Raw genomic sequence first — 22,440 nt, 5'->3', positions numbered from 1 at the left:
ATCATTTTCAATTATAACTTCATTGCTAAAACAGAAAGGGTGCAAACAATGCGGGAATCCAAGAAAGCAAGAACAGTAGGCGGAGGAATATTCATCCTGTTGTTCACGATGATGATGATATTGTCAGGATGCAATACCTCCCAAAAAACGACAGAAGCAGATCAAACATCTGCAGAAGCAAAGAATCAAAACATTAGAACCATCAAGCACGAAATGGGGGAAACGGAAATCAAGAATACGCCCAAAAAAATCGTTACCCTTGAGTTATCTTTCGTGGATTCTTTAAATGGCTTAGGCATGGAGCCGATTGGGATTTCGGATGATAACAAAAAAGATATGATTACAAAACTTGTAGGAAAAGAAATCGATTATACCTCTGTAGGAACGCGTGAACAGCCAAATTTAGAGGTGATCAGTTCTTTACAGCCGGATTTAATCATTGCAGATGCCGAGCGTCATAAAGGGATTTATAAAGATCTGCAAAAAATTGCCCCTACGATTATCCTGAAAAGCCGGGAGTCTACTTATCAAGAAAACCTGGATTCGTTTAAAACGATCGCAAAGGCAGTCAACCAGGAAGCTGCCGCTGCAAAACGATTGACAGAACATGAAAAAACGATTGAGGACCTGAAGGCAAAGCTTACGGTCAATACCAATATGACGGTTCTGCCAGCCGTTGTACGCGATACTTCCTTCCAAGCCCATACTTCTTCTTCATATGATGGAGAATTACTTGAACGGCTTGGATTGAAGAATGCCATTCAGCAGGATCAGCCGCATGCCGAGATGAATTTGGAGCAGCTTGTCGAAATTGATCCAGATGTCTTGCTGCTGGCGAACAATGAGGGCAAGCTACTGACTGATGAGTGGAAGGATAATCCTCTTTGGAAAAATCTGAAGGCCGTAAAAAACGGGCAAGTTTATAGCGTCGATCGTGATTTATGGACAAGATACCGTGGTGTTGTATCAGCAGAAGCCATCGCCAAGGACACGATCAAAATGCTTGATGAAAAATAAAGGAATAACAGAGAAGTAAGAAACATGTTTCTTACTTCTTTTTTCCAATCGTTTTAAATTTCGTTAGGAAGTGTGTTGTCTCTAAATGGAAATTATAGGTAAAGGTAAAGTGAAAGTATATGCTACAGCTATAGCTGGAGTGGTTTTGTTGATATCAGGAATTTTATCCAGTATTGCGGTGGGGGCAGCGGATATTGATGCATCAATGGTGCTGAAATCCTTTTTTGAAATGGATTCGTCCAAGGAACAAACCATCATCAGGACCATACGCTTACCCCGGGCCTTGGTCGGGGCCCTCGTCGGGGCAAATCTAGCGGTGGCTGGTGCCCTCATGCAGGCAATCACCCGAAATTCATTAGCCTCGCCACAGGTGTTTGGCGTGAACGCCGGAGCCTCATTTTTCATCGTGTCCGCTTTTGTCTTCTTTCCCAACCTATCATCCGCCTCGCTCGTTTGTCTTGCATTTGCCGGGGCAGCAGTGGGTGGCATGTTGGTTTATTCGTTTGCCTCGGGAGGAGGAATGACACAAGTGAAGCTGGCATTGGCTGGGATGGCTGTTCACTTTTTTTTATCTTCTTTGACGCAAGGCATGATCATCTTCAATGAGCAAGCGAAAGACGTGCTCTATTGGCTAGTCGGATCGATAAATGGAAAGACCTGGACGCATGTAAACCTGATTCTCCCATGGTCCTTGTTAGGGCTATGTCTTGCTGCCGTGCTCTCCCGCTCTGTTTCCATCCTTGTCTTAGGAGAAAATATGGCCCAAGGGCTTGGGCAGAAGGTTCACCGAATCCGGATTCTTGCAGGGCTCCTGGTAATCATCCTGGCAGGTTCCTCGGTTGCCGTCGCAGGACCCGTCGGCTTTGTTGGACTGATCGTTCCCCATATCGCCAGAAAGCTGGTGGGTGGGGACTATCGAAGGATCATTCCCTTTTCTGCCTTATTCGGGGCTTTATTGTTAGTATATGCAGATGTTCTCGCCCGTTTTATCGCCTATCCGTTCGAGTCGCCGGTAGGAATCGTAACAGCTATTATCGGTGCACCGTTCTTCCTTTATTTAGCGAGAAGAGGGAGGAATATTAAGCAATGACTTTAAAACGGAATGTGAAAGCAAGAGTGCGCCCACGTACCATTCTCCTGTTGCTTGCCTTGATCACGTTGTTGCTCTCGTTGCTAAGCCTCGGGTTGGGGGCGATCTATATTTCCCCTTTAAAAATCATCCAAAACCTCCTTGGAGAGGGGATGCAAAGCCAGGCATTCATTCTTCACAACTACCGGATACCACGCATTTTAATTGCAGTGATAGTGGGAGCGGGATTGGCAGCGGCTGGGGCCATCTTGCAGGGAGTCCTGCGGAATCCATTGGCTTCTCCCGATGTGATCGGGGTAACGAAAGGGGCCGGATTGGCGGCCGTTATCGTAATCGTGTTATTTCCGCAATCACCCATCATCATCCTGCCTCTCTCAGCCTTCATCGGAGCGGCGATCACGGCGGCCATTTTAATGCTATTCGTTTATAAAAAAGGAGCTCAGCCGAATACGTTAGCTTTGGTGGGAATTGCTTTAGGTTCCATATGTCAAGCGGGCATAGAGTATTTCATGGTCAAATTCCCGGATGATGTCAATACGACACTGCTGTGGTTGACCGGCAGTTTATGGGGAAGAGGGTGGGATCAAGTATTCCTTTTGCTGCCATGCCTTCTTCTGGTCCCGATATTGATTCCCTTGACGTCGAAATTGGATGTGCTGAGCCTTGGCGACGATATAGCTACAGGTCTCGGTGAAAAATCAAAATCCCTGCGCTATCTATTACTGGGTGTATCGGTCATTTTGATCGGAGTATGTGTAGCGGCAGTCGGCTCCATCGGCTTCATTGGTTTGATTGCCCCCCATATTGCCCGAAGACTGGTAGGATCGAAATTTAAGGTATTACTTCCTGCATCCGCTCTTTTCGGTTCGATTTTTCTGCTTGTTGCCGATAGCCTGGGAAGGGGATTATTCCCGCCAATCGAAATACCCGCCGGAATTATCACAGCGGTGATCGGCGTGCCGTATTTTCTATATTTATTACGTCGTGAACGAAAAATAACATAAGGAAGGCTGGCGATTATGACAACATTATCAGCAGAGCATCTTACTCTCTCTTACGGATACAATCGAATCATCGACGATATCGATTTAGATATCCCGGAAGGCAAAATAAGTATAATCATAGGAGCCAATGGATGCGGCAAGTCCACCATCCTGCGGTCCCTGGCTCGATTATTGATGCCTCAGGAAGGGACGATCTATTTAGATGGAAAAGCGATCGCCCTTCAATCTTCCAAGGAAGTGGCAAGGAAATTGGCCATCCTGCCCCAAGCTCCGGAGGCTCCTGAGGATATAACCGTTAAGGAACTGTGTCATTATGGCAGGCATCCGCATAAGGGGCTATTTTCCAGACGAACCCCGGAGGATGAGGCCATTGTCGACCGGGCGTTATCCGCAACTAAAATGACGGAGTTCGCTGATCGGACTCTGGATGCCTTGTCTGGAGGACAACGGCAAAGAGCGTGGATTTCGATGGCCTTGGTACAAGAAACGGACCTTTTACTATTGGACGAGCCGACAACGTATCTTGATCTAGCACACCAAATCGAAATATTGGAATTACTGCGCGATCTAAACCAAACCTACGGACGCACGATTGTCATGGTTTTACATGATTTAAATCAAGCAGCACAATATGCCGATCATCTGATTAGCATCGTGAAGGGGAAAATCTATAAAGAGGGGCCGCCTGAAACGGTGTTTACCAAAGAAATGATCAAGGACGTCTTTAGACTGGAATGCTGCATCATCGAAAATCCTGTCGACCAAACGCCGTTATGCATTCCGATTGGGCTGGCACAAAATCCATAAAACGTGTGGCACAATCAGGGGGATATCCATCTCCCTGATTTTTTTTCATCATGATAAAATAGAAGGAACTTGATAGTGAAGGAGACTTACGATATTGGAAGCCACATGCGCAAAATTCTATGAGTTCGGAAATCCGCAAAACGTGATAAAAGTGGAACATACATCTATACAAAAACCTTTAGGCGGGGAAGTCCTCGTTCGGATGACCACCCGTCCGATTAATCCGTCTGACCTGCTGCCCATCAGAGGCGCCTATTCCCACAGAATTCCCTTGCCTGCAATTCCGGGTTATGAAGGTGTCGGCGTGGTGGAAGAGGTGGGCCCGTTTGTCTCGAAAGACCTCATCGGCAAGCGAGTTTTGCCTTTACGCGGCGAAGGTACGTGGCAGGAATATGTACGAACCTCTGCCGAACTTGCCATCGTCATTCCCGATTCGATCGAGGATTATGTTGCGGCACAATTATATATCAATCCATTGACGGCCTGGTTGATCTGCACAGAAACGTTAGCGTTGAAGCCGGATGATGTATTGCTCGTGAATGCCTGCGGATCTTCGATTGGCCGTATCTTCACCCAGCTAGCGAACATCCTTGGCTTCAAGCTGATTGCCGTAACGAGAAACGATACCTACACCGATGAACTGCTGAAGCTTGGTGCGGATCATGTGGTCGACACGTCCAAGACCTCCATGATCGAGGCCGTGATGGAGGTGACGAATGGGCGCGGAGCGAAGGCGGCGATCGATTCGGTGGGCGGCATTGCTGGCTCGGAGCTTGCATTTTGTGTTCAGCCTGCGGGCATTCTGCTGACGATCGGTCTGCTATCAGGTCAATCCGTCAATTGGGCGAAAATTTCACAGCAAACAAAGGTTCAAGTGAAGATGTTCCATCTGCGGCATTGGAATCATCAGGCGTCCGTTCGGACTTGGCAGGAAACGTTTGACCGCCTGCTCGGCTTCATTGCCGATCATCGCCTGAAACTCATGCTGCCACATTCCCACTACGATCTTCGCGATGTGCAGGAAGCCATCACTGTCGCCGAAACTCCCGCCAGCAATAGAGGGAAGATTTTTTTGGAATGAGGTTCCTAAGGTAAAAGGCAATCACCCCTGATAATATGGAAGTACTTGATTACAGGTAAGGTACTAGTTTAGAATGTTGAGCAATGATATGACTTTGGAGGAGATACGAATGAAAACGATATATATGAATGCTACTTTTTTTACCATGGATAAGGAAAATCAAATCTTTGAAAATGGCATGATGGTTGTACAGGACCAAATGATCTCCTCCATCGGTCCGCATGCAAACGAACAATTGAAGGATGCAGATCAAGTGGTCGACCTAGGCGGGAAATGGGTGATGCCAGGCCTTGTGAATGCCCATTCCCACATCGTGATGACGCTATTGCGCGGAATCGGTGATGATATGCTGCTGAAGCCATGGCTAGAAACGAAAATCTGGCCGATCGAAGCCCAATTCACGACAGAAATAGCCTCTGTAAGCACGCAGCTTGGCCTTCTGGAAATGATGAAATCAGGCACGACGACCTTCTCGGATATGTTCAACCCCAATGGAATAGATGCAGGGGCTGTCATGGAAACAATAGGCGAAACAGGCATGCGCGGAGCCTTCTCCTACACGATTTTCAGCTTGGGCACCGAAGCGGACCAACAAGCGAACCTCAGCGGAGCGGAGCAGTTCTCGAAAGCGTATAAGCATTTTGCCGATGGCCGCCTGACCGCCATGGTCGCCCCGCATAGCCCATATGCCTGTACCCCTGAAGCGATTTCGGAGAGTGCACGGATCGCAAAGGAAAATGACCTGATGGTGCACATTCACGTTTCGGAAACGGACTTTGAAATCCTCGACATCGAAAAACGCTACGGCTTCCGTCCTGTCGAGCACCTTCGCCGTCTAGGCCTGTTCGACCAGCCAACCGTGATGGCCCATGGTGTCGTCCTCAACGATGAAGAACGGTCGATCTTGAAACAGCATGACGTCCGTGTGGCCCATAACCCCATCAGCAACCTCAAGCTCGGCTCGGGGATTGCCGATGTGGTCAGCCTTCTGGATGCGGGCATCAAAGTGGGCGTGGCAACCGATGGCGTCGCCTCCAATAACAACTTTGACATGTTCGAGGAAATGAGGACCGCGGCCTTGCTGCAAAAAGGCATCTACAAGGACGCCACCAAATTCCCAGCCCAAACCGCACTCGCCATGGCCACCAGAATGGGCGCCGAAGCGATCGGCATGAGTCACACCGGATCACTCGAAGCAGGTAAAAAAGCAGACTTCATCACGATTTACCCTCACGACAAAGAACATCTGCAGCCGCTGAGCGAAGCCTACTCACACTTGCTCTATGCCGCACGCGGAAATGATGTCAGTGATGTATACATCGATGGCAAAATGGTCGTCAAAGACCGCGTCTCCCTCACCATCGACGAAGAAAAAGTCATTGCTGAAGCCAATCGCCTCCAAGGCACCCTTTCACGATAAAAAAGAAGCTGCGTTTTGCAGCTTCTTTTTTAATGGACTGAATGATGCAAGGGAGGTTTGGTCGGAATAAATAATCGTATGGCGGAAAAAGTGTGGTGAAACACTAGTAGTTTTTAAGTTCTTTGATAAGAGAGGAAAATAAATAATAAGCACTATTAAATATCCTTATATTACCAATATTTAAGGAGAGATGTTATTTTTAGCGAAATCGAAAATTTCACCGTAAAAATTTGGGGTAAAATTCAAGTGAATTAGTAGTTTGTAATTGGGCAAATGGTTTCGTTTTACATCCTTATCTTTGCGGGAAAGTTTTTTATTTAGGAAACGGTAGAAAAATATGGGCAATACTGGTAGGGTGATATAAGCAATATATAATGAAAACTGAAGAAGTGAAGGGAAGTAATTTTATAAAAAAACATACTGCTATATGAACGGAGGAATGGGATATGCAAATATATAAAAAAACTTTACTCTCTGCTGTAATGGTTTCACTCATAATAATAACCATATTCTTTACTAGCATTACGCTATACTCTCTTTTTACTTTTCAATCATTTAGCATAGGTGATTTCTATAGGCTGGAAATTACAAAGGATCCCGCAAGCTTCAATTTAGAGGCGTCAGAGGGCATGTTGTATCTGCTCGTAATAACAATTATGTTCTTTCTCCTTTTGTTCTCCATTTTTCAAATGATGAAATCCAAGTTGTTAAATTCAAAATAAGAATAGAAAAACAATCGCATTTAGATTAAGTATCTAAACTTAGAGAATTAAGAAGTTCAATCTTGCAATATGTTAAATGCAGATGGCAAATGTTTTTTCACCAAGGGACGAAAACAAATTGTCCTCTTATTTAACAATAAAGAGTGCAAGTACCTGTCATTATTATTCCAACAAAACGAAAGAGGGGGATGGAATGATCTTTCGAACCATAGATATCGACAAGGATAAGGAAACAATCGTTGCATTCCGGAAGGATTCGTATGTGGTAAGCTTTGGGTCGGAAGATGGTTTTGGTGACGAAGAGGCCTATCTGCAACGCATGCGGGAAAGGGTGCACCAGTTTCCGGAGGGACAGGTGATCATGGAGCTGGACCGGCGGCCAATCGGACAGCTGGAGCTTCAAATTCGGGAGCATGAAGGGACTGAAATAGGCTATGTGAATCTTTTTTATCTCATTCCCGAATACCGGAGCCAAGGGCTTGGCAAGGAATTGGTCGGCTATGCAGAAACCTTTTTCAGGAAGTTCGGGGTATCCGAATATCAGTTAAGGGTGTCTCCGGATAATCAGCAGGCGGTTCGGTTTTATACGAAGTCAGGAATGGTGAAGCTAAGGGAAGAAAACGAAAGGCATCTTGTATGGAGAATGAAGAAATCCTTGTAAAAAATTATTTTAATATAATAAAAGAGTAGTTCGTTTATTATCTTGTTAAAATATTTAGAATGATGAAAATGGTGGTTGACTTTAGCGGGATTTGAAGATATAGTGAAGGACATAATTAAATATACCGTTATTTCTTATCAAGAGATGTGGAGGGACTTGGCCCTATGATACCTCGGCAGCGGGTTTTTACTTTTGTAAAAATACTGTGCTAATTCCAACGGACGAAAGTTTGAAAGATAAGAAGGAGCTTTTCTTAGATAATTAAATTAAGAGTTTACTCTTTTTTATTTCTAAAAGAGGCCTCTTCTGTCTGATGACGGAGGGGGCCTCTTTTGTTTATTCATTCCAAAGCTCTTCTCTAGATAATGAAATCGAAAAAAAGAACAACTTGGGGGGAGACAGGATGATTGAGTTTCAGCGCGTTAAAAAGGTGTACCAAACAAAGAAACAGACCGTCGAAGCTTTGAAAGGAATCGATTTGACCGTCGAGAAGGGAGATATATTCGGTGTAGTCGGTTATAGCGGGGCCGGAAAAAGTACGTTGATCCGGCTTGTCAACCTGCTGGAGCATCCTTCGGAAGGTCAGGTGATCGTTGGCGGGAAGGACCTTACTTCACTGAACCCGAAGGAATTACGGGCAGAAAAGAAGAAAATCGGGATGATCTTTCAGCATTTCAACCTGCTTGATTCAAAGACCGTATTTGATAATATTGCGATGCCGCTGGTTTTATCAGGCACACCGAGCAGGGAAATCAAAGAGCGGGTGGGCGAGCTGCTTGAGTTCGTCGGCTTATCAAGCAAAGCCAGGAGCTATCCGGAACAATTATCCGGCGGTCAGAAGCAGCGGATCGGGATCGCGCGGGCATTGGCCACCAACCCTTCGATCCTTTTGTGTGATGAAGCGACATCCGCATTGGACCCGCAAACAACGAGTGCGGTGCTGCAGCTCTTGAAGAAAATCAATCAAGAATACCATATCACGATCCTGCTCATCACTCATGAAATGTCGGTGATCAGGGAGATTTGCAACAAGGTGGCAGTGATGGAGGACGGCTGCGTGGTTGAACAAGGGTCGGTGTTCGAGGTATTTGCCAAGCCCCAAACCGCTACCGCCAAAAACTTCGTGAGAACGGTGATCCATGATGAGATCCCGCAAAGCTTCCTCAAAGGCATAGGGACGCACATTCCGATTATTTGGAAAATTAACTTTATTGGGACTACTTCGGGTACGCCGCTGCTTTCTACGATCTCGAAAAAATATGATGTTCACTTAAGTGTACTTTCCGCCAATATTTCCGAAATTCAAGAAACGCCGTTCGGGAATTTGATCATCGAAGTGACGGGTGACAAGCAAGAGGTCGACAAGGCTTATCAATATATTAAAGATGAGGGAATTCTCGTCCAGGAGGTGCAGGTAAATGGGTAATACACTTTGGGGGATGGAAATAACGGCAGAACAGCTGTCGACCGCTTTCGGGGATACTCTTTATATGGTGGCCATTTCATTGATTTTTTCCGGGCTGATCGGGCTTCCGCTAGGCATCCTGCTCGTCATAACAAGGAAGGGGCATATCCTTGATAATAAATGGGTCTTTAATATCTTGAACCCTGTCATCAATATTTTGCGTTCTGTCCCGTTCATCATATTGCTTGTGGCAGTCATTCCTTTAACTAGATTGATTGTAGGCAGCGCAATCGGAACGAATGCGGCAATTGTTCCGCTCGTTTTTTACGCGGCTCCTTATATTGCCCGCCTCGTGGAAAACTCCCTGCTGGAGGTGGACAAGGGAATCATCGAAGCAGCGCAGGCTATGGGGGCAACGACATGGCAGATCATCCATCGTTTCTTGATTCCTGAGGGACTTAGTTCGCTGATCCTTACCTTTACGACAGCGACGATCGGGCTTGTCGGAGCCACGGCAATGGCAGGTGCGGTCGGTGCTGGCGGTGTAGGTGACTTGGCCTTGGCTTACGGATATCAAAGATTCGATACGATGACGATGATCGTCACCGTAGCGGCGCTCGTGATCATCGTTCAATTACTGCAATCGACAGGGAACTACGTTTCCAGAAAAATCAGAAGAAGATAAACATATCAGGAGGTAGGAGACATGAAGAGAATTTTAGTAACGATCATGGTATTGGCATTTGCGTTCGTAACGGCCGCATGTGGAAATGGAAAGGAAGCATCAGGCGGTTCAGGTGAAGTGAAAACAGTGAAAGTCGGTGTCAGCAGCGGGGATACGAGAACATGGGAATATATTGTCGAAATAGCCAAAAAGAAGAATCTGAATATCGAGCTTGTTACGTTTAACGATTATATTCAACCAAACCTTGCCTTAAGCGAAGGCGAAATCGATGCGAACTCGTTCCAAACGGTAGCCTACTTCGATGAATTCGTCAAAGATCAAAACCTGAAATTGGAGGCCATCGGGGCGACTGTCATTGCGCCAATGGGTCTTTATTCGAAAAAGCATAAAAGCTTGAAAAGTCTGCCGGATGGAGCAACGATCGCCGTTCCGAATGAAGCAACGAACTTTGGACGTGCCCTACTCCTTCTTCAGGAAGCGGGATTGATTACATTGAAAGACGAATTCAATGGATCGGGTTCATTGGAGATCATTAAAGACAATCCGAAAAAATTGAAAATCAAACCTGTTGCGGCTGGCAATACGCCGCGCCTGTTGGATGATGCCGATGCTTCCGCGATTAATAATAACTTTGCCGTCGAAGCAGGACTCACGTTAAAGGATGCGTTATTCCATGAAAGTAAAACGGCCAAGCCGTATATCAATATCATTGCCGTCAAAAAGGGAGATGCCGATCGTCCTGAGCTGCAGAAATTAGTCGACCTTTATCAATCAAAAGAAGTGGAAGCATTCATTAAGAAAACGTTCAAAGGAAACACGATTCCGGCATATGTAACGGTAGATGAATTGTTGAATTACCAAGATGCCTGGACAAAACCGGCTACGGAAAAATAAGCAGGGAAGAAATAGGTGGGGAGCGCCGGATGGAACATCGTCAGCTATCCGGCCTTTTCATTCAAAAGCGAAAAAGGGAGAGAGGAATATGGGAATAGAATTAGTGAAGTCGCCTCAGCAAATCATCTCCGATCACATTGATGATCATTGCAAATTATATGCAGAAACGAGTCAGGCCATCCATGCAAAACCGGAAATCGGCAATCAAGAGTTCTTCGCATCGGATACGCTGACGAAATTGCTTCAGGAGGCAGGCTTTGAAGTGACCCGCAATATAGCTGGACACGAAACAGGCTTCATCGCCAGAAAAACCTCTTCCAAGACAGGGCCCACCATTGCCTTTTTGGCTGAATACGATGCACTTCCTGGCCTGGGTCATGCCTGCGGCCATAATATCATTGGCACAACAAGCGCGGCGGCAGGGATTTCCCTCGCTCAAGTGCTGGAGGAAACAGGCGGTGAGGTGATTGTATTCGGAACGCCTGCCGAAGAGGGAGGTCCCAATGGAAGTGCGAAGGGGAGCTTTGTGAAGCACGGACTGTTCGATGAGGTGGATGCTGCGATCATCATCCATCCAGCCGGCAAAACGGGTGTATCAAGTCCATTCTTGGCTGTCGATCCGCTTGATTTTCACTTTTACGGCAAGGCGGCACATGCAGCAGCTGCACCGGAACAAGGCGTGAATGCATTGGACGCGGTAATCCAGCTGTTCACGGGCATTAATGCTTTGCGCCAGCAGCTTCCAGCAGAAGTCAAGATTCACGGAATCATCACCCATGGCGGGGAAGCACCTAATATCATTCCTGAATATGCTTCCGCCAGGTTCTACATCAGGGCCACAACCTGGAAACTATGCCAGGAAGTATCCGGAAAAATCCGTGATATCGCAAAAGGTGCAGCACTTGCCACAGGAAGCACGGTCAAGGTCGACCGCTTCCAGAATGAAGTGCTCGATTTCATCATTAATCCGGTTCTCGATGAGGTGCTAAAAGAAGAGCTGACTCAATTAGGGGAAAGTGTCGCACCTAAAAAAGAGAGCGGTTTTGGCTCGACGGATGCAGGCAATGTAAGCCATGTGGTCCCGACAGCCCATCCTTACATTAAGATTGGACCCGATGAGCTGATTGCCCATACGAATGAATTCCGCGATTGTGCCAAATCTCCTGCTGGGGACCAAGCCATCCTCACTGGCGCAAAGGCCCTTGCGCTTACAGGTTATCGATTGCTAACGGATAAAAACCTGTTGGATCAGGTGCGAGCGGCATTTCAGGAAGCGAAGCAAAAGGCTGAATGAACGTTGGAAAAAAAAGAAAAAAGTTGTTGACTATGAAGCAGAGAGTTTGTAATATAAGAGTCAATAATACTTAGTAAACTAATAGGAATTATAGATGATTGACCGGAAAACCGGAGACCTTTTCTTTTGGATAAAGAGATGTCTCCGGTTTTTTTGTAAGGTCAAGCTGGAACCGTCGCGATTTATCATGAAGGAGGGTTTTATTATGGGGATGAGACTGCGCAAGGCAATTGAAACGAAACGGAACTTTTTGATCAACCAGCTCATTAACGAGGGAATTTATAAAAAGAATGATGCCCATCTGTTTGAATGGACCTTGACTGATTTGGAGCAGGAATATAGGAAATTAAGTAAAGCGAAGCAGGATGTCGCCGATCCAGAGGACCTCCCTCCCTGTTTGATTGAACAGCATTGGGCAATCCATTAAAGAATAGGAGCGGATGATATGAAGCGAGATGCGAAAGAAAGGCAACGGGAATTAATCTATAAACTAAAAATCCATCAGTTAACCAAAAGCGAGGAGCAGCTTTTGAAGCTATCTTTACCTGAATTGGAAACAGAGTACAAACGGATGCAGACGGACTGTCATCCTCACAGTGACTCGGGTTCGATCCATTGGATTCATGCAAAACGTTAGCACCTCATGCTTCGTAAAATCAGACTTGATGATTCTCGATTATCGTTGGAGCCACTGAAGCCTTGCTGTCCATTGAAAGTATGGTAATCGAAAGACTTTGATTGCAAAATCGCATCAATTCATCCACGTCAACAGCTCGTTCTTTTTGAGCAAGAATAGCAGTACAGGGAGCAGTGGCACCCATTCGATAATACCTGATACGAGAGCCGTAAAATCCAACGAATCCAACGAACCCATCCACCCATTCTTCCTCACAGCCCATCCAGGCCACAGTTTCACCTGCACAGATTTCCATGTTCGGGGCATCAGTGAAACCTGCCTCCTCCCTAAAATGACGATAAGCGCCCTCTTTCCTGAATGACGAAAAACTAGCTCTCGTTCCCATAAATTTGGACAAATGACATCAAAACGCTCGAATAGGGCGAAGCAAAACCTGCCTAAAGAAAAGAAGAAAAAGGGCAGGAAAGGAGTCTTACAGAGTGGAAGATAAATTTATTTCGGGTGATAAATGAGTTAGGGAGTAACAACATTTTCCATATATCCAGTGTAAGAAGCAGGGACAGGAGGAATGATCATGATGCCCATAAAAAAAGCCTATGGCTATGTGACCAGAATCAGAAATGGGAGGACGGAGGTGTTGGTTTTCCGACATCCCATCAGGGAGGCTGGGATCCAGATACCAAAGGGGACAGTGGAGCTCCATGAAAATGCGTACGAAGCAGTGATTCGGGAGATAAAAGAAGAAACAGGACTTGCATCATTTCAGGTGGAGAAATTGATTGCCGAAGATTTTTGGGAGAATGCAGATGGGACCATGCACAATAGATTTTTTTATCATATCAGCGTATCGGACGTTCCGGATCAATGGGGCCATCAGCCAACGGGCGGCGGAGAAGAAGATGGGCTGACCCTTCATTTCTTCTGGATTTCATCTCAGCATGAGGTCGAACTTATTAAAGGGCATGGAGATTATTTAAACCTGATATTCAACTAACTCATCAGTGTTTATGACAAGCGGCCAAGATCATCATGGATCTTGGCCGCTTGTTCTTTATGATCAGGTTTGATTTTCGGTAATGAAAGTTTTTACGGTTGGCGGCTCATATGTATTGAATTGATCAAGAAGTCCCTTTGGTTCAACATCTACCAGCGCCATGGAACGGAATTTTTCATGGAGGAACTGCTCGTCGGACATATGATTGAATAAAGCGACCAACGGATCATAATAGTGATTGATATTCAAGAGTCCGCAAGGCTTTTGATGAAGGCCAAGCTGGGCCCAAGTGAAAATCTCGAAGAATTCCTCCAATGTTCCAGGTCCGCCTGGCAAGGCCATGAACCCGTCTGAAAGCTCGGCCATTTTCGCTTTTCGTTCATGCATCGATTCCACGACGATCAGTTCGGTCAAGCTCTTATGTGCGATTTCTTTCTTTTCTAGAAAATCGGGCATTACGCCAATCACTTTACCGCCTGCTTCCAAAACGGAATCGGCAACTGCACCCATGATTCCTACACTTGAGCCTCCATAGACAAGAGTAATCCTCCGTTTCGCCAGCTCCTTACCCAGCTTTTTGGCCTCTTCAACATAGACAGCAGATGCACCTTTGCTCGATCCACAAAATACAGCCAGACTTTTCAACATATCACATCTCCCATTTCGTAATCTTTCTTTCTTATCATACAAAACAAAGAGGGATTTGTTAATGAAAGGAGATGAACTTTGAACATCACTGTATTTTAAAATGTGTAAAAAGTTATTATGAAGCGCGGGTCGGAACTGGATCTTTTCATTGGCATGGGCTTTTCGGCAGAAGAAAGCGATGACGTTGCATGAGCGATTCGCTCCCTTGAAGTCATTGGTTCGCATGAAGAGAACAAACAAGAGCTAACCGAAGGGGTGGTGATGTGCTGGGAAACGTGATCGTCATTGCCAATACGTGCGATATTCCTTGGGAGGAATGATCATACAAGGAAAGTATCTGGATGCTGTGGACATGCATGACGAGTGGAAGAGCTGTGACAATCAGCTTGTCTATTTTTATGGGGCAAACGGATGATTAGTCGTTCGTTTTTCTTGTTTTTCGGAAAATAAATCAATCTTTTGACCCTCTTTTCTTTATGAATCATTCACAAATTTTGGGTATTACGCTCGATTGAGATTGGGTTTTATTGGGTATACACTTGCAGGGATAGGAATGAACGTTCATTCCGCATTTTCTGGATGAAAGGCTGATTCATATGATAACGGCAGTTAATAAACGAGACAGCATCGTATCCAGCGCCTTGGAACTATTCTCGGAACGGGGATATGATGCGACGACGATTCCGATGATTGCAACAAAGGCAGGAGTTGGAGCGGGTACGATTTATCGTTACTTTGAAAATAAGGAAGTACTGGGGAACAAGCTCTTTCAAGAATACGTGGATATTTTCACGGCGACCATCAAGCATGGATTTCCGCATGAGGCTTCGATTCGCAAGCAATTTCATCATATTTTCAAGTCAATGGTCGATTTTACGATCGAGCAGGACCAGGCGCTGTATTTCATTAAAACCCATAGCGGGGCCCATTTCTTAAATGAGGATAGCCACACTAGCTTTCAAGGACTTTTGAACATATTTAAAAGCTTCTTTGATTCAGGAAAGGAAAGAAATGAAATCAAGCTGCTTCCTTCTTCCGCTTTGATCGCCATCATATATGGAGCATTTCTTGAACTGCAGCGGCTTGTCCTTATCGGGGAGCTGGAACCTGAAGCGAAGCTTTTGGAAGATGTGGAAGAAAGCTTTTGGGATGCTGTCCGTCTGCACGGAGACAGATTCGAATGATTAGCCATTGGGCGGAATGAACGTTCATTCCGAAATTTTTGTAATAGAGGTGCTAAGCATGACAAAGACCACTGAAATACCACAGCCAAAGACATATGGGCCATTAGGAAGCCTGCCTGTCATCGATAAGGATAAACCGCTTCAGTCTTATATGAAGCTGGCACGTGAGCTTGGACCGATTTTTCAATTCCAATATCCGGGCCGGATTGGTACGTTCGTTTCAAGTGCAGCACTAGCAAAAGAAATTTGCGATGAAACAAGGTTTGATAAAAAGGTTGGTCCGGCACTGCAAAAAGTGAGGGCATTCGGCGGGGACGGTCTCTTCACAAGTGAAACGGCGGAGCCGAATTGGAAAAAGGCGCATAACATATTGCTGCCTAGCTTCAGCCAGCAGGCAATGAAGGGCTATCATGCTAAAATGGTGGACATTGCGGCCCAGCTGATTCAAAAATGGGCCCGCTTGAATCCAGCGGATGAGGTTGATGTGCCCGAGGACATGACCCGCTTGACCCTGGATACGATTGGACTGTGCGGGTTCAATTACCGCTTTAACAGTTTTTATCGCGATACCACTCATCCATTCGTCGCCAGCATGGTCCGGTCGCTCGATGAAGCGATGAGCCAAACCCAGCGGCTCGGCATCCAGGATAAACTGATGCTGAAATCAAAAAAACAATTCCGCGAAGACATTCAATACATGTTTTCCCTTGTAGATGAATTGATTGCTGAACGAAAGCAAACCGGCGATCAAGGCGAGGATGATCTCCTTTCCCATATGCTCAAGGGAGTCGATCCTGAAACGGGAGAGACACTGGATGACGAAAACATCAGGTATCAAATTATTACCTTCTTGATTGCGGGACATGAAACGACGAGCGGTCTCCTCTCGTTCGCCATCTATTTCCTGATGAATAACAGGGACAAATTAAAAAAAGCGCAGCAGGAAGTCGATGAAGTGCTCGGTGACGGGATCCCGGATTACAAGCAAGTCAAGAAACTGAAATATGTCCGGATGGTGCTCAATGAAGTGCTTCGCCTTTGGCCGACAGCTCCGGCATTCACCGTTTACGCGAAGGAAGACACCGTGCTTGACGGAATATACGAGGTGAACGAAGGCGATGTGTTCTCACTTCTCATACCTGAGCTTCATCGTGATCGATCCGTTTGGGGCGATGATGTCGAATCGTTTCTTCCGGAACGCTTCGAAGATCCAAGCTCCATTCCTTATCATGCGTATAAACCGTTTGGAAACGGGCAGCGCGCCTGTATCGGACAGCAGTTTGCGCTTCATGAAGCGACGCTTGTGCTCGGAATGATATTACAGCACTTTGAGTTGATTGATCATAACGAGTATCAATTGGACGTGAAAGAAACGTTGACGCTTAAACCGGACGGATTAACGATGCGCGTTTCGCCAAGGAAGCCCATGCTGTCGCTTGCCGTTGATTCCTCAGAATCGGTTTCAGCGAATGAAGAAGCCTCTGCCCCAGCCACCGAAGCGGCTCATGGCACACCGTTGCTCGTCCTGTTCGGATCCAACATGGGAACAGCGGAGGGAATGGCCCGTGATCTCGCCGAGATAGGGAAACAACAAGGATACCATACGGAGGTTGCTTCCTTGAATGATTATGTCCATCGACTTCCACGCGCAGGAGCTGTCCTGATTGTCTCGGCGTCTTACAATGGAAATCCCCCAGATAATGCGGACGACTTCGTTTCAGCGCTGAAGGAAAGTAAGGAGGGCAGCTTGGATGGAGTCCGCTATGCGATTTTTGGATGCGGTGACCGCAACTGGGCCACTACGTACCAACGCATTCCATCCTACATCGATGATCGGCTGGAGGAATCTGGTGCCGCTAGATTGTCAGAAACGGGCTATGGAGATGCAAGTGATGATCTAGAAGGAGATTACGAGAAATGGACGGACGCCCTTTGGCCGAATCTTGCCAGAGCCTTTAACATCGAACTCAATCCGGATGATCGGGAAACAAGCTTGATTACGATGAACTTCGTCAGTGATGTAAGCGGCACACCGCTCGCCCGCAGCCACCATGCCTTTACATCCGTTGTCAAAACGAATGTCGAATTACAACATGCAGCTAGCGGAAGAAGTACACGACATATAGAACTGGAGCTGCCAGCTGGAATGAAGTATCAGGAAGGCGACCATATGGGGGTCCTTCCCCAAAATCCAGCGGAACTTGTCGAGCGAGTGCTCAGTCGATTTGGTTTGAACGGGGAAGATTATATCAAGCTTACAGGTGATTCGGGTAAAGCCGCCCATCTGCCTACGGAAATTCCGGTAAAACTAGCGGAAGTTCTATCAAACCATGTCGAATTCCAGGAACCCGCGACTAGGGCGCAAATCCGGGCGCTTGCCGCTCATACTGTATGCCCACCACATGTAAACGAGCTAGAAGCGCTGCTGGATGAAGACACCTATAAACGGGAAATCCTGAGCAAGCGCATGACCATGCTAAATTTAGTTGAAGAATATCCTGCGTGTGAAATCCCATTTGCAGGCTTCCTGGCATTGCTTCCGCCATTGAAAGCAAGATATTACTCGATTTCAAGCTCCCCGCTTCACAAGGAGGGAGAAGCGAGCATCACGGTCAGCGTCGTCCGCGGCGAAGCATGGAGCGGCAACAGCGAATATAAAGGCATTGCCTCCCATTACTTGGCAGGACGCGCGGAAGGCGATAAAGTAGCCTGCTTCATTCATACACCGCAATCCAACTTCCAGCTTCCGGATCAACCTGGAAAACCAATCATCATGATCGGACCTGGAACGGGGATTGCACCGTTCAGAGGCTTCATCCAAGCCCGCCGCGCCCTGAAGGAAAAAGGCGAAACACTGGGCGCCGCCCACCTATACTTTGGCTGCCGCAACCCGGAACACGACTTCCTCTATCAAGATGAACTCGTGCAAGCGGAACAAGACGGTCTCGTAACCTTGCACACCGCCTTTTCACGATGCGAGGGCCAAGAAAAAACATACGTCCAAAACCGCCTTGCGGAGAACGCTTCAAACATTCTCCCTTTATTAAATGAAGGCGGACACCTATACATCTGCGGAGACGGAAGCAAAATGGCCCCAGATGTTGAACGAACCTTAATCGAAAGCTATAGACAAATCCAACAAACAACCAAACAAGAAGCCACATCCTGGCTGCTATCCCTAGAACAAACCGGCAGATATGCAAAAGATGTCTGGGCAGGCGCATAAATCAACCTGAAAGCAGCAAGTTCCTGTTGGAACTCGCTGCTTGTTTTTATATAGCGGCGAAAGCGGAAACTCGCGAGTAAAGAGCTGGAATTGGCGAGTAAACCGCCAAAATTGGCGAGTAAACCGCCTAAATTGGCGAGTAAACCGCCCGAATTGGCGAGTAAACCGCCTAAATTGGCGAGTAAACCGCCCAAACTTGATAGAAAATCGCTCAATATGCGGATAACAAGCCCAATCTAGCGTGGAAAGTACTAAATTTACGAGAAATCCTCGAAATGATAGAGCAAAGCGGAAACTCGCGAGTAAAGAGCTGGAATTGGCGAGTAAAGTACTCAAATTGGCGAGTAAACCGCCTAAATTGGCGAGTAAATCGCCTAAACCTGATAGAAAATCGCTTAATACGCGGATAACAAGCTCAAAACTAGCGCAAAATTCAGACAAACTCATGACGAAAATCTGTTTTTAGGTTTTCGCTGCTTGAAGTTTCGAGCGGAAGTATCCTCAAAATGGACATAAAAAGGTACAATGATGTAAAAATATATTCAAGTCGAAATGATTCGTTAAAGCGGTGAGATGTCCTGCTGATATGATGAGTGAATGATAGAGGGGATAAGTTATGTTTAAGTATACGGTTTGTTTTGTAAAGAGGATGGATGCAATCTTGATGCTTAATCGGGAGAAGGCTCCCATCATGGGGGTCTGGAACGGGGTCGGCGGCAAGATAGAGCAAGGGGAAACCCCTGATGAGGGGGCGATGCGTGAGGTGTTCGAGGAAACGGGCATCCGTGTCGGGCGCTATTATTCTAGCGGAACGGTGATGTGGGAGAATGCAGCGGGTGAGCGGGATGGAATTCATGTTTATTTGTATGAAGCGAATGATGATTTAACCTATGAAACTCCCAAAAAAACGCGAGAAGGAATTCTTGATTGGAAAACGATTGATTGGATCATCGCACCCGAAAACCTTGGGATTGCGGCAATGGTCCGGGAGTATTTGCCGGTTTTATTGAAGGAAGAAGGTACTTACTCTTTCCTGCATGAAAATGGTCAAACCTATCTTTCGTAATCTTTTTAGCCTAAGAAAGACGCAAACGGCTATATTGGAAAAATCTCATATGCCACTATAGTAAACTGGTATAATTGTTTAAGTGTTCCATTTTTGAAATGGATCATGCAGGAGGTGCAATCATGCATGTCATGAAATATATCTTAGCGGTGATCGTCGTCGCTTTATCACTTTATCAGCTCATGACGGGAGAAACTGAACTGATGCCGTATATGATGCTGTGTCTGGGCGCCATGGTGCTGGTGATGGGATTTGTCGATCGTCGAAGGGATCGGAAGAGATCATGGTATATATTCCTTGTTATCTCGGTCTTTCTTTTTTTAGTCTCGATCCTAGGTTTTTTCGGGTGATGCGGAGTCTATAAGGGGAGGGAGGTTTTTGGATGGAATTAGTCTGGATGTTCGTGATATTAATAAGTGTCATGTTCTTTATCGATAAAGTTTTAAGGAAATGGCTTGGCGTGAAAAAGAAAAAAATATCGGAAACCCCTGGGAAGAATATCGATCGTTGGGGGAGGGGGAGCATTTTAGTCCTTTATTTGTGCATTTTACCTTTTGTTATAGAGGATTCACAGCACATGAAGATGTTCATATGTTGCTATTTCATAGTCCTAATGGGATTTCAGTTAGCTATGGAGAGACTATACCTGAAAAACAAAGAATATATGTTAACACTTGCTAATCTATTGTTCATCCTTATGTTTTTTTATTATATCGATTACTTCATCTGAACGTTTACTATTTGCTGATATGAGTGTCGCGAGAAAATGTAACGGAGACCATGTTAGTGTAATGCGAGGCAAACCACCCCTTGAATCAGGGTGGTCAGCAGGCTTCCTCTCATTCCAAGCCCACCTGTTGTTCACTCCAATGCCAGAATCGTTCGGCAAGCTCGTCATCTTGGGCAAGCTTTGAAAGGGGGGCTTCTTTTTCATCGTAAAAATAAGTGCCGGAAATACCTTTGAGGTGTTCGCTTGTTGCTAGAAATACGGCGGTTTGTGCCCCTCTTTCAGGGGTTCGGAAAAAGGGGACGAGCAGCTTGATGAAGCGCTTGCCGAATCCGGTGTCGCGATCGACGCCTATATTCGTTGCAACCGCACCGGGATGCAGGGCATTAACGCTGACGGATGTGCCGGCCAGTCTTTTGGCCAATCCTTTCATGAACCAAACATTGGCTAGTTTGGAGCGGCCATATCCTTTAACAACATTGAAGCCTTTGTGAAAGTGCGGATCAGCGAAATCGAAATTCCCCCATTTATGCGCTCCCGACGATACGATCACGACCCGCCCATCCTCCGACCGCTTTAACTCATCTATGAGAAGATGGGTCAGTAAAAAATGGCCAAGATGATTGACGCCCAGCATCGATTCGAACCCGTCCTTCGTTTCCTGCCGCTTCAATGTAACGACACCTGCATTATTGATCAATAAATCAAGTGAATCATGATTCTCCTTAAACTCCTCCGCAAACTGGTGAATGCTTTCGATGGATGCTAAATCACCTATCATTAATTCGATGCTGTTGGAATGGCTTTCTTCCTTGGCCCATTCAAGCGCTTTCCTTCCCTTTTCTTCATTACGGCATAGCATGATGACGTGCATATTCTTCTTGGCTAGGGCTATTACGGTTGCCAGGCCCATTCCTGAATTGGCCCCCGTTACGATCGCTCGTTTCTTCTCCATCTTTTAGCTCCTTTTTTGAAAGTGACGTTTATTGTACCCTATTCCCTGACTGGACCAATGAAAACGCCATAGCCACCTCAGTGGAATCAATTATTGTACGTCTGGTCGACGTTCGCAGCATCGAAAGGAAATGGCGTTATTGCCATTATCATTTATATCGTAACCGACAACAATGGCTTTTTTTCTGGATGGGCCTTTTATTTGTGATCATCCCAGTCATTTGCTAAAGGGTTCCTGGCGGCGAATTTCAAGGCGACAAGCTGGTTCGATCGTATGAATGATCAGCTCACGCGGCCTTTGTTCCTGACGCAATAATTGCAAAAAATGGTGGCATGATGCTTGGGAAAACTCTATCGTAGAAGGCAGGGGAAAACCGCTGTGATGTTCGTTAAGAATGCAAGGAGGGAGTTGTTTCTGTGGGAGTTTTATTGTCAAATGGAAAAAATATCGAGGTGGACTGTTTGAGCTGTGCCCTAACAAGCGGCGTAATCGAGCCGGAAGGCGGTGCCATCATAGAAACGGAGCATTTTCACGCCCACCAGGATGTGGCTTACCCGATCAAAGGGTTAATCATTTTAGCATCAAAACGCCATATTAAGGGCTTTGATGAGCTGAATGAAGCTGAAAAAATCGATTATATCCATTTGTTGACCAAAATCAGGCAGGCTCAAAGAACCGTATTGAACATCAAGCATGTGTATTATTTTTACAATGAAGATACGTCGCACCATTTCCACACGTGGATGGTTCCGCGATACGATTGGATGGACGAATTCGGCCGTTCGGTCGAATCCGTAAGACCCATCCTTTTGCATGCGAGGAAGCATATGAACGATGAGAAAAATAGTAAGGAAGTGCTGCATGCACTAGCGGCGCTGACCAAGGAATTGAATGGAAAATGAATGCTGAAGGAGGAAAGCTGA

At 46.1% G+C, this 22,440-nt stretch carries 24 protein-coding genes and 1 riboswitch; of the genes, 21 read left to right on the top strand and 3 right to left on the bottom strand.

The features are described from left to right. Positions 1 to 48 precede the first annotated feature (48 nt). From QNI08_RS10170 to QNI08_RS10110, 13 genes are all read left to right on the top strand, one after another. A complete protein-coding gene (locus tag QNI08_RS10170; protein WP_285767310.1) occupies positions 49 to 1,017 on the top strand; it encodes an ABC transporter substrate-binding protein in 969 nt (322 codons plus the stop codon). Between the two features lie 85 nt (positions 1,018 to 1,102). Beyond that, the gene (locus QNI08_RS10165) at positions 1,103 to 2,107 is read left to right on the top strand and encodes a FecCD family ABC transporter permease (RefSeq protein WP_285767309.1); all 1,005 of its coding nucleotides are present in this window, start codon (positions 1,103 to 1,105) and stop codon (positions 2,105 to 2,107) included. Further along, the gene (locus QNI08_RS10160) at positions 2,104 to 3,111 is read left to right on the top strand and encodes a FecCD family ABC transporter permease (protein WP_285767308.1); all 1,008 of its coding nucleotides are present in this window, start codon (positions 2,104 to 2,106) and stop codon (positions 3,109 to 3,111) included. Before QNI08_RS10165 ends, QNI08_RS10160 begins: the two co-directional genes overlap by 4 nt. A 15-nt stretch (positions 3,112 to 3,126) precedes the next feature. Then, positions 3,127 to 3,918, top strand: a complete 792-nt coding sequence (locus QNI08_RS10155) for an ABC transporter ATP-binding protein (protein WP_285767307.1) — start codon at positions 3,127 to 3,129, stop codon at positions 3,916 to 3,918. Positions 3,919 to 4,012: 94 nt separating this feature from the next. Next, positions 4,013 to 4,999 carry a zinc-dependent alcohol dehydrogenase family protein gene (locus tag QNI08_RS10150; RefSeq protein WP_285767306.1) on the top strand — a complete coding sequence of 329 codons (987 nt, stop codon included), beginning with the start codon at positions 4,013 to 4,015 and terminating at the stop codon, positions 4,997 to 4,999. 109 nt (positions 5,000 to 5,108) lie between these two features. Next, entirely contained in the window at positions 5,109 to 6,419 is a 1,311-nt protein-coding gene (locus tag QNI08_RS10145; RefSeq protein ID WP_285767305.1) for an amidohydrolase family protein, read from the top strand. A gap of 915 nt (positions 6,420 to 7,334) precedes the next feature. Beyond that, entirely contained in the window at positions 7,335 to 7,802 is a 468-nt protein-coding gene (locus tag QNI08_RS10140; protein ID WP_285767304.1) for a GNAT family N-acetyltransferase, read from the top strand. 131 nt (positions 7,803 to 7,933) lie between these two features. Next, a riboswitch (SAM riboswitch) is annotated at positions 7,934 to 8,045 on the top strand. A gap of 160 nt (positions 8,046 to 8,205) precedes the next feature. Further along, positions 8,206 to 9,228, top strand: coding sequence for a methionine ABC transporter ATP-binding protein (locus tag QNI08_RS10135; protein ID WP_285767303.1), 1,023 nt, complete (start codon positions 8,206 to 8,208; stop codon positions 9,226 to 9,228). A gap of 13 nt (positions 9,229 to 9,241) precedes the next feature. Further along, positions 9,242 to 9,892, top strand: a complete 651-nt coding sequence (locus QNI08_RS10130; RefSeq protein WP_285767501.1) for a methionine ABC transporter permease — start codon at positions 9,242 to 9,244, stop codon at positions 9,890 to 9,892. A 21-nt stretch (positions 9,893 to 9,913) separates the two neighbouring features. Then, entirely contained in the window at positions 9,914 to 10,786 is an 873-nt protein-coding gene (locus tag QNI08_RS10125) for a MetQ/NlpA family ABC transporter substrate-binding protein (RefSeq protein WP_285767302.1), read from the top strand. An 88-nt stretch (positions 10,787 to 10,874) separates the two neighbouring features. After that, positions 10,875 to 12,080, top strand: coding sequence for a M20 family metallopeptidase (locus QNI08_RS10120; protein ID WP_285767301.1), 1,206 nt, complete (start codon positions 10,875 to 10,877; stop codon positions 12,078 to 12,080). A 205-nt stretch (positions 12,081 to 12,285) separates the two neighbouring features. Then, positions 12,286 to 12,507 (top strand): Fur-regulated basic protein FbpA, encoded by a 222-nt coding sequence (locus QNI08_RS10115; RefSeq protein WP_285767300.1) that lies wholly within the window; start codon positions 12,286 to 12,288, stop codon positions 12,505 to 12,507. A gap of 18 nt (positions 12,508 to 12,525) precedes the next feature. After that, positions 12,526 to 12,717, top strand: coding sequence for a Fur-regulated basic protein FbpA (locus QNI08_RS10110; RefSeq protein WP_285767299.1), 192 nt, complete (start codon positions 12,526 to 12,528; stop codon positions 12,715 to 12,717). A gap of 19 nt (positions 12,718 to 12,736) precedes the next feature. On the opposite strand, the gene QNI08_RS10105 is transcribed toward QNI08_RS10110, so the two are convergent. Then, entirely contained in the window at positions 12,737 to 13,114 is a 378-nt protein-coding gene (locus QNI08_RS10105; RefSeq protein ID WP_285767298.1) for a hypothetical protein, read from the bottom strand. Positions 13,115 to 13,291: 177 nt separating this feature from the next. Here QNI08_RS10105 and QNI08_RS10100 point away from each other — a divergent pair, with 177 nt between their 5' ends. Beyond that, on the top strand, positions 13,292 to 13,711 hold the full coding sequence (locus QNI08_RS10100; RefSeq protein ID WP_285767297.1) for an NUDIX hydrolase: 420 nt from the start codon (positions 13,292 to 13,294) through the stop codon (positions 13,709 to 13,711). 63 nt (positions 13,712 to 13,774) lie between these two features. Here the strand turns inward: QNI08_RS10100 and QNI08_RS10095 are convergent, their stop codons facing one another. After that, entirely contained in the window at positions 13,775 to 14,356 is a 582-nt protein-coding gene (locus QNI08_RS10095; RefSeq protein ID WP_285767500.1) for an LOG family protein, read from the bottom strand. Between the two features lie 599 nt (positions 14,357 to 14,955). On the opposite strand from QNI08_RS10095, the gene QNI08_RS10090 reads away from it, so the two are divergent. The 6 genes from QNI08_RS10090 to QNI08_RS10065 all read left to right on the top strand — a co-directional run bounded on the left by QNI08_RS10090 (position 14,956) and on the right by QNI08_RS10065 (position 20,565). Further along, positions 14,956 to 15,543, top strand: a complete 588-nt coding sequence (locus QNI08_RS10090; protein ID WP_285767296.1) for a TetR/AcrR family transcriptional regulator — start codon at positions 14,956 to 14,958, stop codon at positions 15,541 to 15,543. Positions 15,544 to 15,601: 58 nt separating this feature from the next. Continuing rightward, positions 15,602 to 18,769, top strand: a complete 3,168-nt coding sequence (locus QNI08_RS10085; protein ID WP_285767295.1) for a bifunctional cytochrome P450/NADPH--P450 reductase — start codon at positions 15,602 to 15,604, stop codon at positions 18,767 to 18,769. A 90-nt stretch (positions 18,770 to 18,859) separates the two neighbouring features. Continuing rightward, the gene (locus QNI08_RS10080) at positions 18,860 to 19,009 is read left to right on the top strand and encodes a hypothetical protein (RefSeq protein ID WP_285767294.1); all 150 of its coding nucleotides are present in this window, start codon (positions 18,860 to 18,862) and stop codon (positions 19,007 to 19,009) included. 376 nt (positions 19,010 to 19,385) lie between these two features. Beyond that, positions 19,386 to 19,835: an NUDIX hydrolase gene (locus tag QNI08_RS10075; protein WP_483313768.1), complete on the top strand. Its 450-nt coding sequence runs from the start codon at positions 19,386 to 19,388 to the stop codon at positions 19,833 to 19,835. 122 nt (positions 19,836 to 19,957) lie between these two features. Next, positions 19,958 to 20,185: a DUF3953 domain-containing protein gene (locus tag QNI08_RS10070; protein ID WP_285767293.1), complete on the top strand. Its 228-nt coding sequence runs from the start codon at positions 19,958 to 19,960 to the stop codon at positions 20,183 to 20,185. A gap of 32 nt (positions 20,186 to 20,217) precedes the next feature. Continuing rightward, the gene (locus QNI08_RS10065; RefSeq protein WP_285767292.1) at positions 20,218 to 20,565 is read left to right on the top strand and encodes a DUF4181 domain-containing protein; all 348 of its coding nucleotides are present in this window, start codon (positions 20,218 to 20,220) and stop codon (positions 20,563 to 20,565) included. Between the two features lie 109 nt (positions 20,566 to 20,674). Here QNI08_RS10065 and QNI08_RS10060 read toward each other — a convergent pair whose 3' ends face one another. Next, positions 20,675 to 21,517 carry an SDR family oxidoreductase gene (locus tag QNI08_RS10060; protein ID WP_285767291.1) on the bottom strand — a complete coding sequence of 281 codons (843 nt, stop codon included), beginning with the start codon at positions 21,515 to 21,517 and terminating at the stop codon, positions 20,675 to 20,677. A gap of 416 nt (positions 21,518 to 21,933) precedes the next feature. Here QNI08_RS10060 and QNI08_RS10055 point away from each other — a divergent pair, with 416 nt between their 5' ends. Then, on the top strand, positions 21,934 to 22,419 hold the full coding sequence (locus tag QNI08_RS10055; protein ID WP_285767290.1) for an HIT family protein: 486 nt from the start codon (positions 21,934 to 21,936) through the stop codon (positions 22,417 to 22,419). The last annotated feature ends 21 nt before the right edge of the window (positions 22,420 to 22,440 follow it).

This window comes from Peribacillus folii (genome assembly GCF_030271255.1).
Classification (GTDB): domain Bacteria; phylum Bacillota; class Bacilli; order Bacillales; family DSM-1321; genus Peribacillus.
The sequence above is the reverse complement of the archived record's forward strand: the minus strand, read 5'-3'. Positions and strand labels throughout refer to the sequence as shown.

What these genes read in the sequence shown, in the direction of transcription:
- QNI08_RS10160 (WP_285767308.1), top strand. Translation starts at nt 2,104, where the DNA reads ATGACTTTAAAACGGAATGTGAAAGCAAGAGTGCGCCCACGTACCATT.
- QNI08_RS10075 (WP_483313768.1), top strand. Translation starts at nt 19,386, where the DNA reads ATGTTTAAGTATACGGTTTGTTTTGTAAAGAGGATGGATGCAATCTTG.
- QNI08_RS10110 (WP_285767299.1), top strand. Translation starts at nt 12,526, where the DNA reads ATGAAGCGAGATGCGAAAGAAAGGCAACGGGAATTAATCTATAAACTA.
- QNI08_RS10060 (WP_285767291.1), bottom strand. Translation starts at nt 21,517, where the DNA reads ATGGAGAAGAAACGAGCGATCGTAACGGGGGCCAATTCAGGAATGGGC.
- QNI08_RS10120 (WP_285767301.1), top strand. Translation starts at nt 10,875, where the DNA reads ATGGGAATAGAATTAGTGAAGTCGCCTCAGCAAATCATCTCCGATCAC.
- QNI08_RS10140 (WP_285767304.1), top strand. Translation starts at nt 7,335, where the DNA reads ATGATCTTTCGAACCATAGATATCGACAAGGATAAGGAAACAATCGTT.
- QNI08_RS10135 (WP_285767303.1), top strand. Translation starts at nt 8,206, where the DNA reads ATGATTGAGTTTCAGCGCGTTAAAAAGGTGTACCAAACAAAGAAACAG.
- QNI08_RS10115 (WP_285767300.1), top strand. Translation starts at nt 12,286, where the DNA reads ATGGGGATGAGACTGCGCAAGGCAATTGAAACGAAACGGAACTTTTTG.
- QNI08_RS10100 (WP_285767297.1), top strand. Translation starts at nt 13,292, where the DNA reads ATGATGCCCATAAAAAAAGCCTATGGCTATGTGACCAGAATCAGAAAT.
- QNI08_RS10170 (WP_285767310.1), top strand. Translation starts at nt 49, where the DNA reads ATGCGGGAATCCAAGAAAGCAAGAACAGTAGGCGGAGGAATATTCATC.
- QNI08_RS10130 (WP_285767501.1), top strand. Translation starts at nt 9,242, where the DNA reads ATGGAAATAACGGCAGAACAGCTGTCGACCGCTTTCGGGGATACTCTT.
- QNI08_RS10155 (WP_285767307.1), top strand. Translation starts at nt 3,127, where the DNA reads ATGACAACATTATCAGCAGAGCATCTTACTCTCTCTTACGGATACAAT.
- QNI08_RS10070 (WP_285767293.1), top strand. Translation starts at nt 19,958, where the DNA reads ATGCATGTCATGAAATATATCTTAGCGGTGATCGTCGTCGCTTTATCA.
- QNI08_RS10085 (WP_285767295.1), top strand. Translation starts at nt 15,602, where the DNA reads ATGACAAAGACCACTGAAATACCACAGCCAAAGACATATGGGCCATTA.
- QNI08_RS10065 (WP_285767292.1), top strand. Translation starts at nt 20,218, where the DNA reads ATGGAATTAGTCTGGATGTTCGTGATATTAATAAGTGTCATGTTCTTT.
- QNI08_RS10165 (WP_285767309.1), top strand. Translation starts at nt 1,103, where the DNA reads ATGGAAATTATAGGTAAAGGTAAAGTGAAAGTATATGCTACAGCTATA.
- QNI08_RS10125 (WP_285767302.1), top strand. Translation starts at nt 9,914, where the DNA reads ATGAAGAGAATTTTAGTAACGATCATGGTATTGGCATTTGCGTTCGTA.
- QNI08_RS10090 (WP_285767296.1), top strand. Translation starts at nt 14,956, where the DNA reads ATGATAACGGCAGTTAATAAACGAGACAGCATCGTATCCAGCGCCTTG.
- QNI08_RS10145 (WP_285767305.1), top strand. Translation starts at nt 5,109, where the DNA reads ATGAAAACGATATATATGAATGCTACTTTTTTTACCATGGATAAGGAA.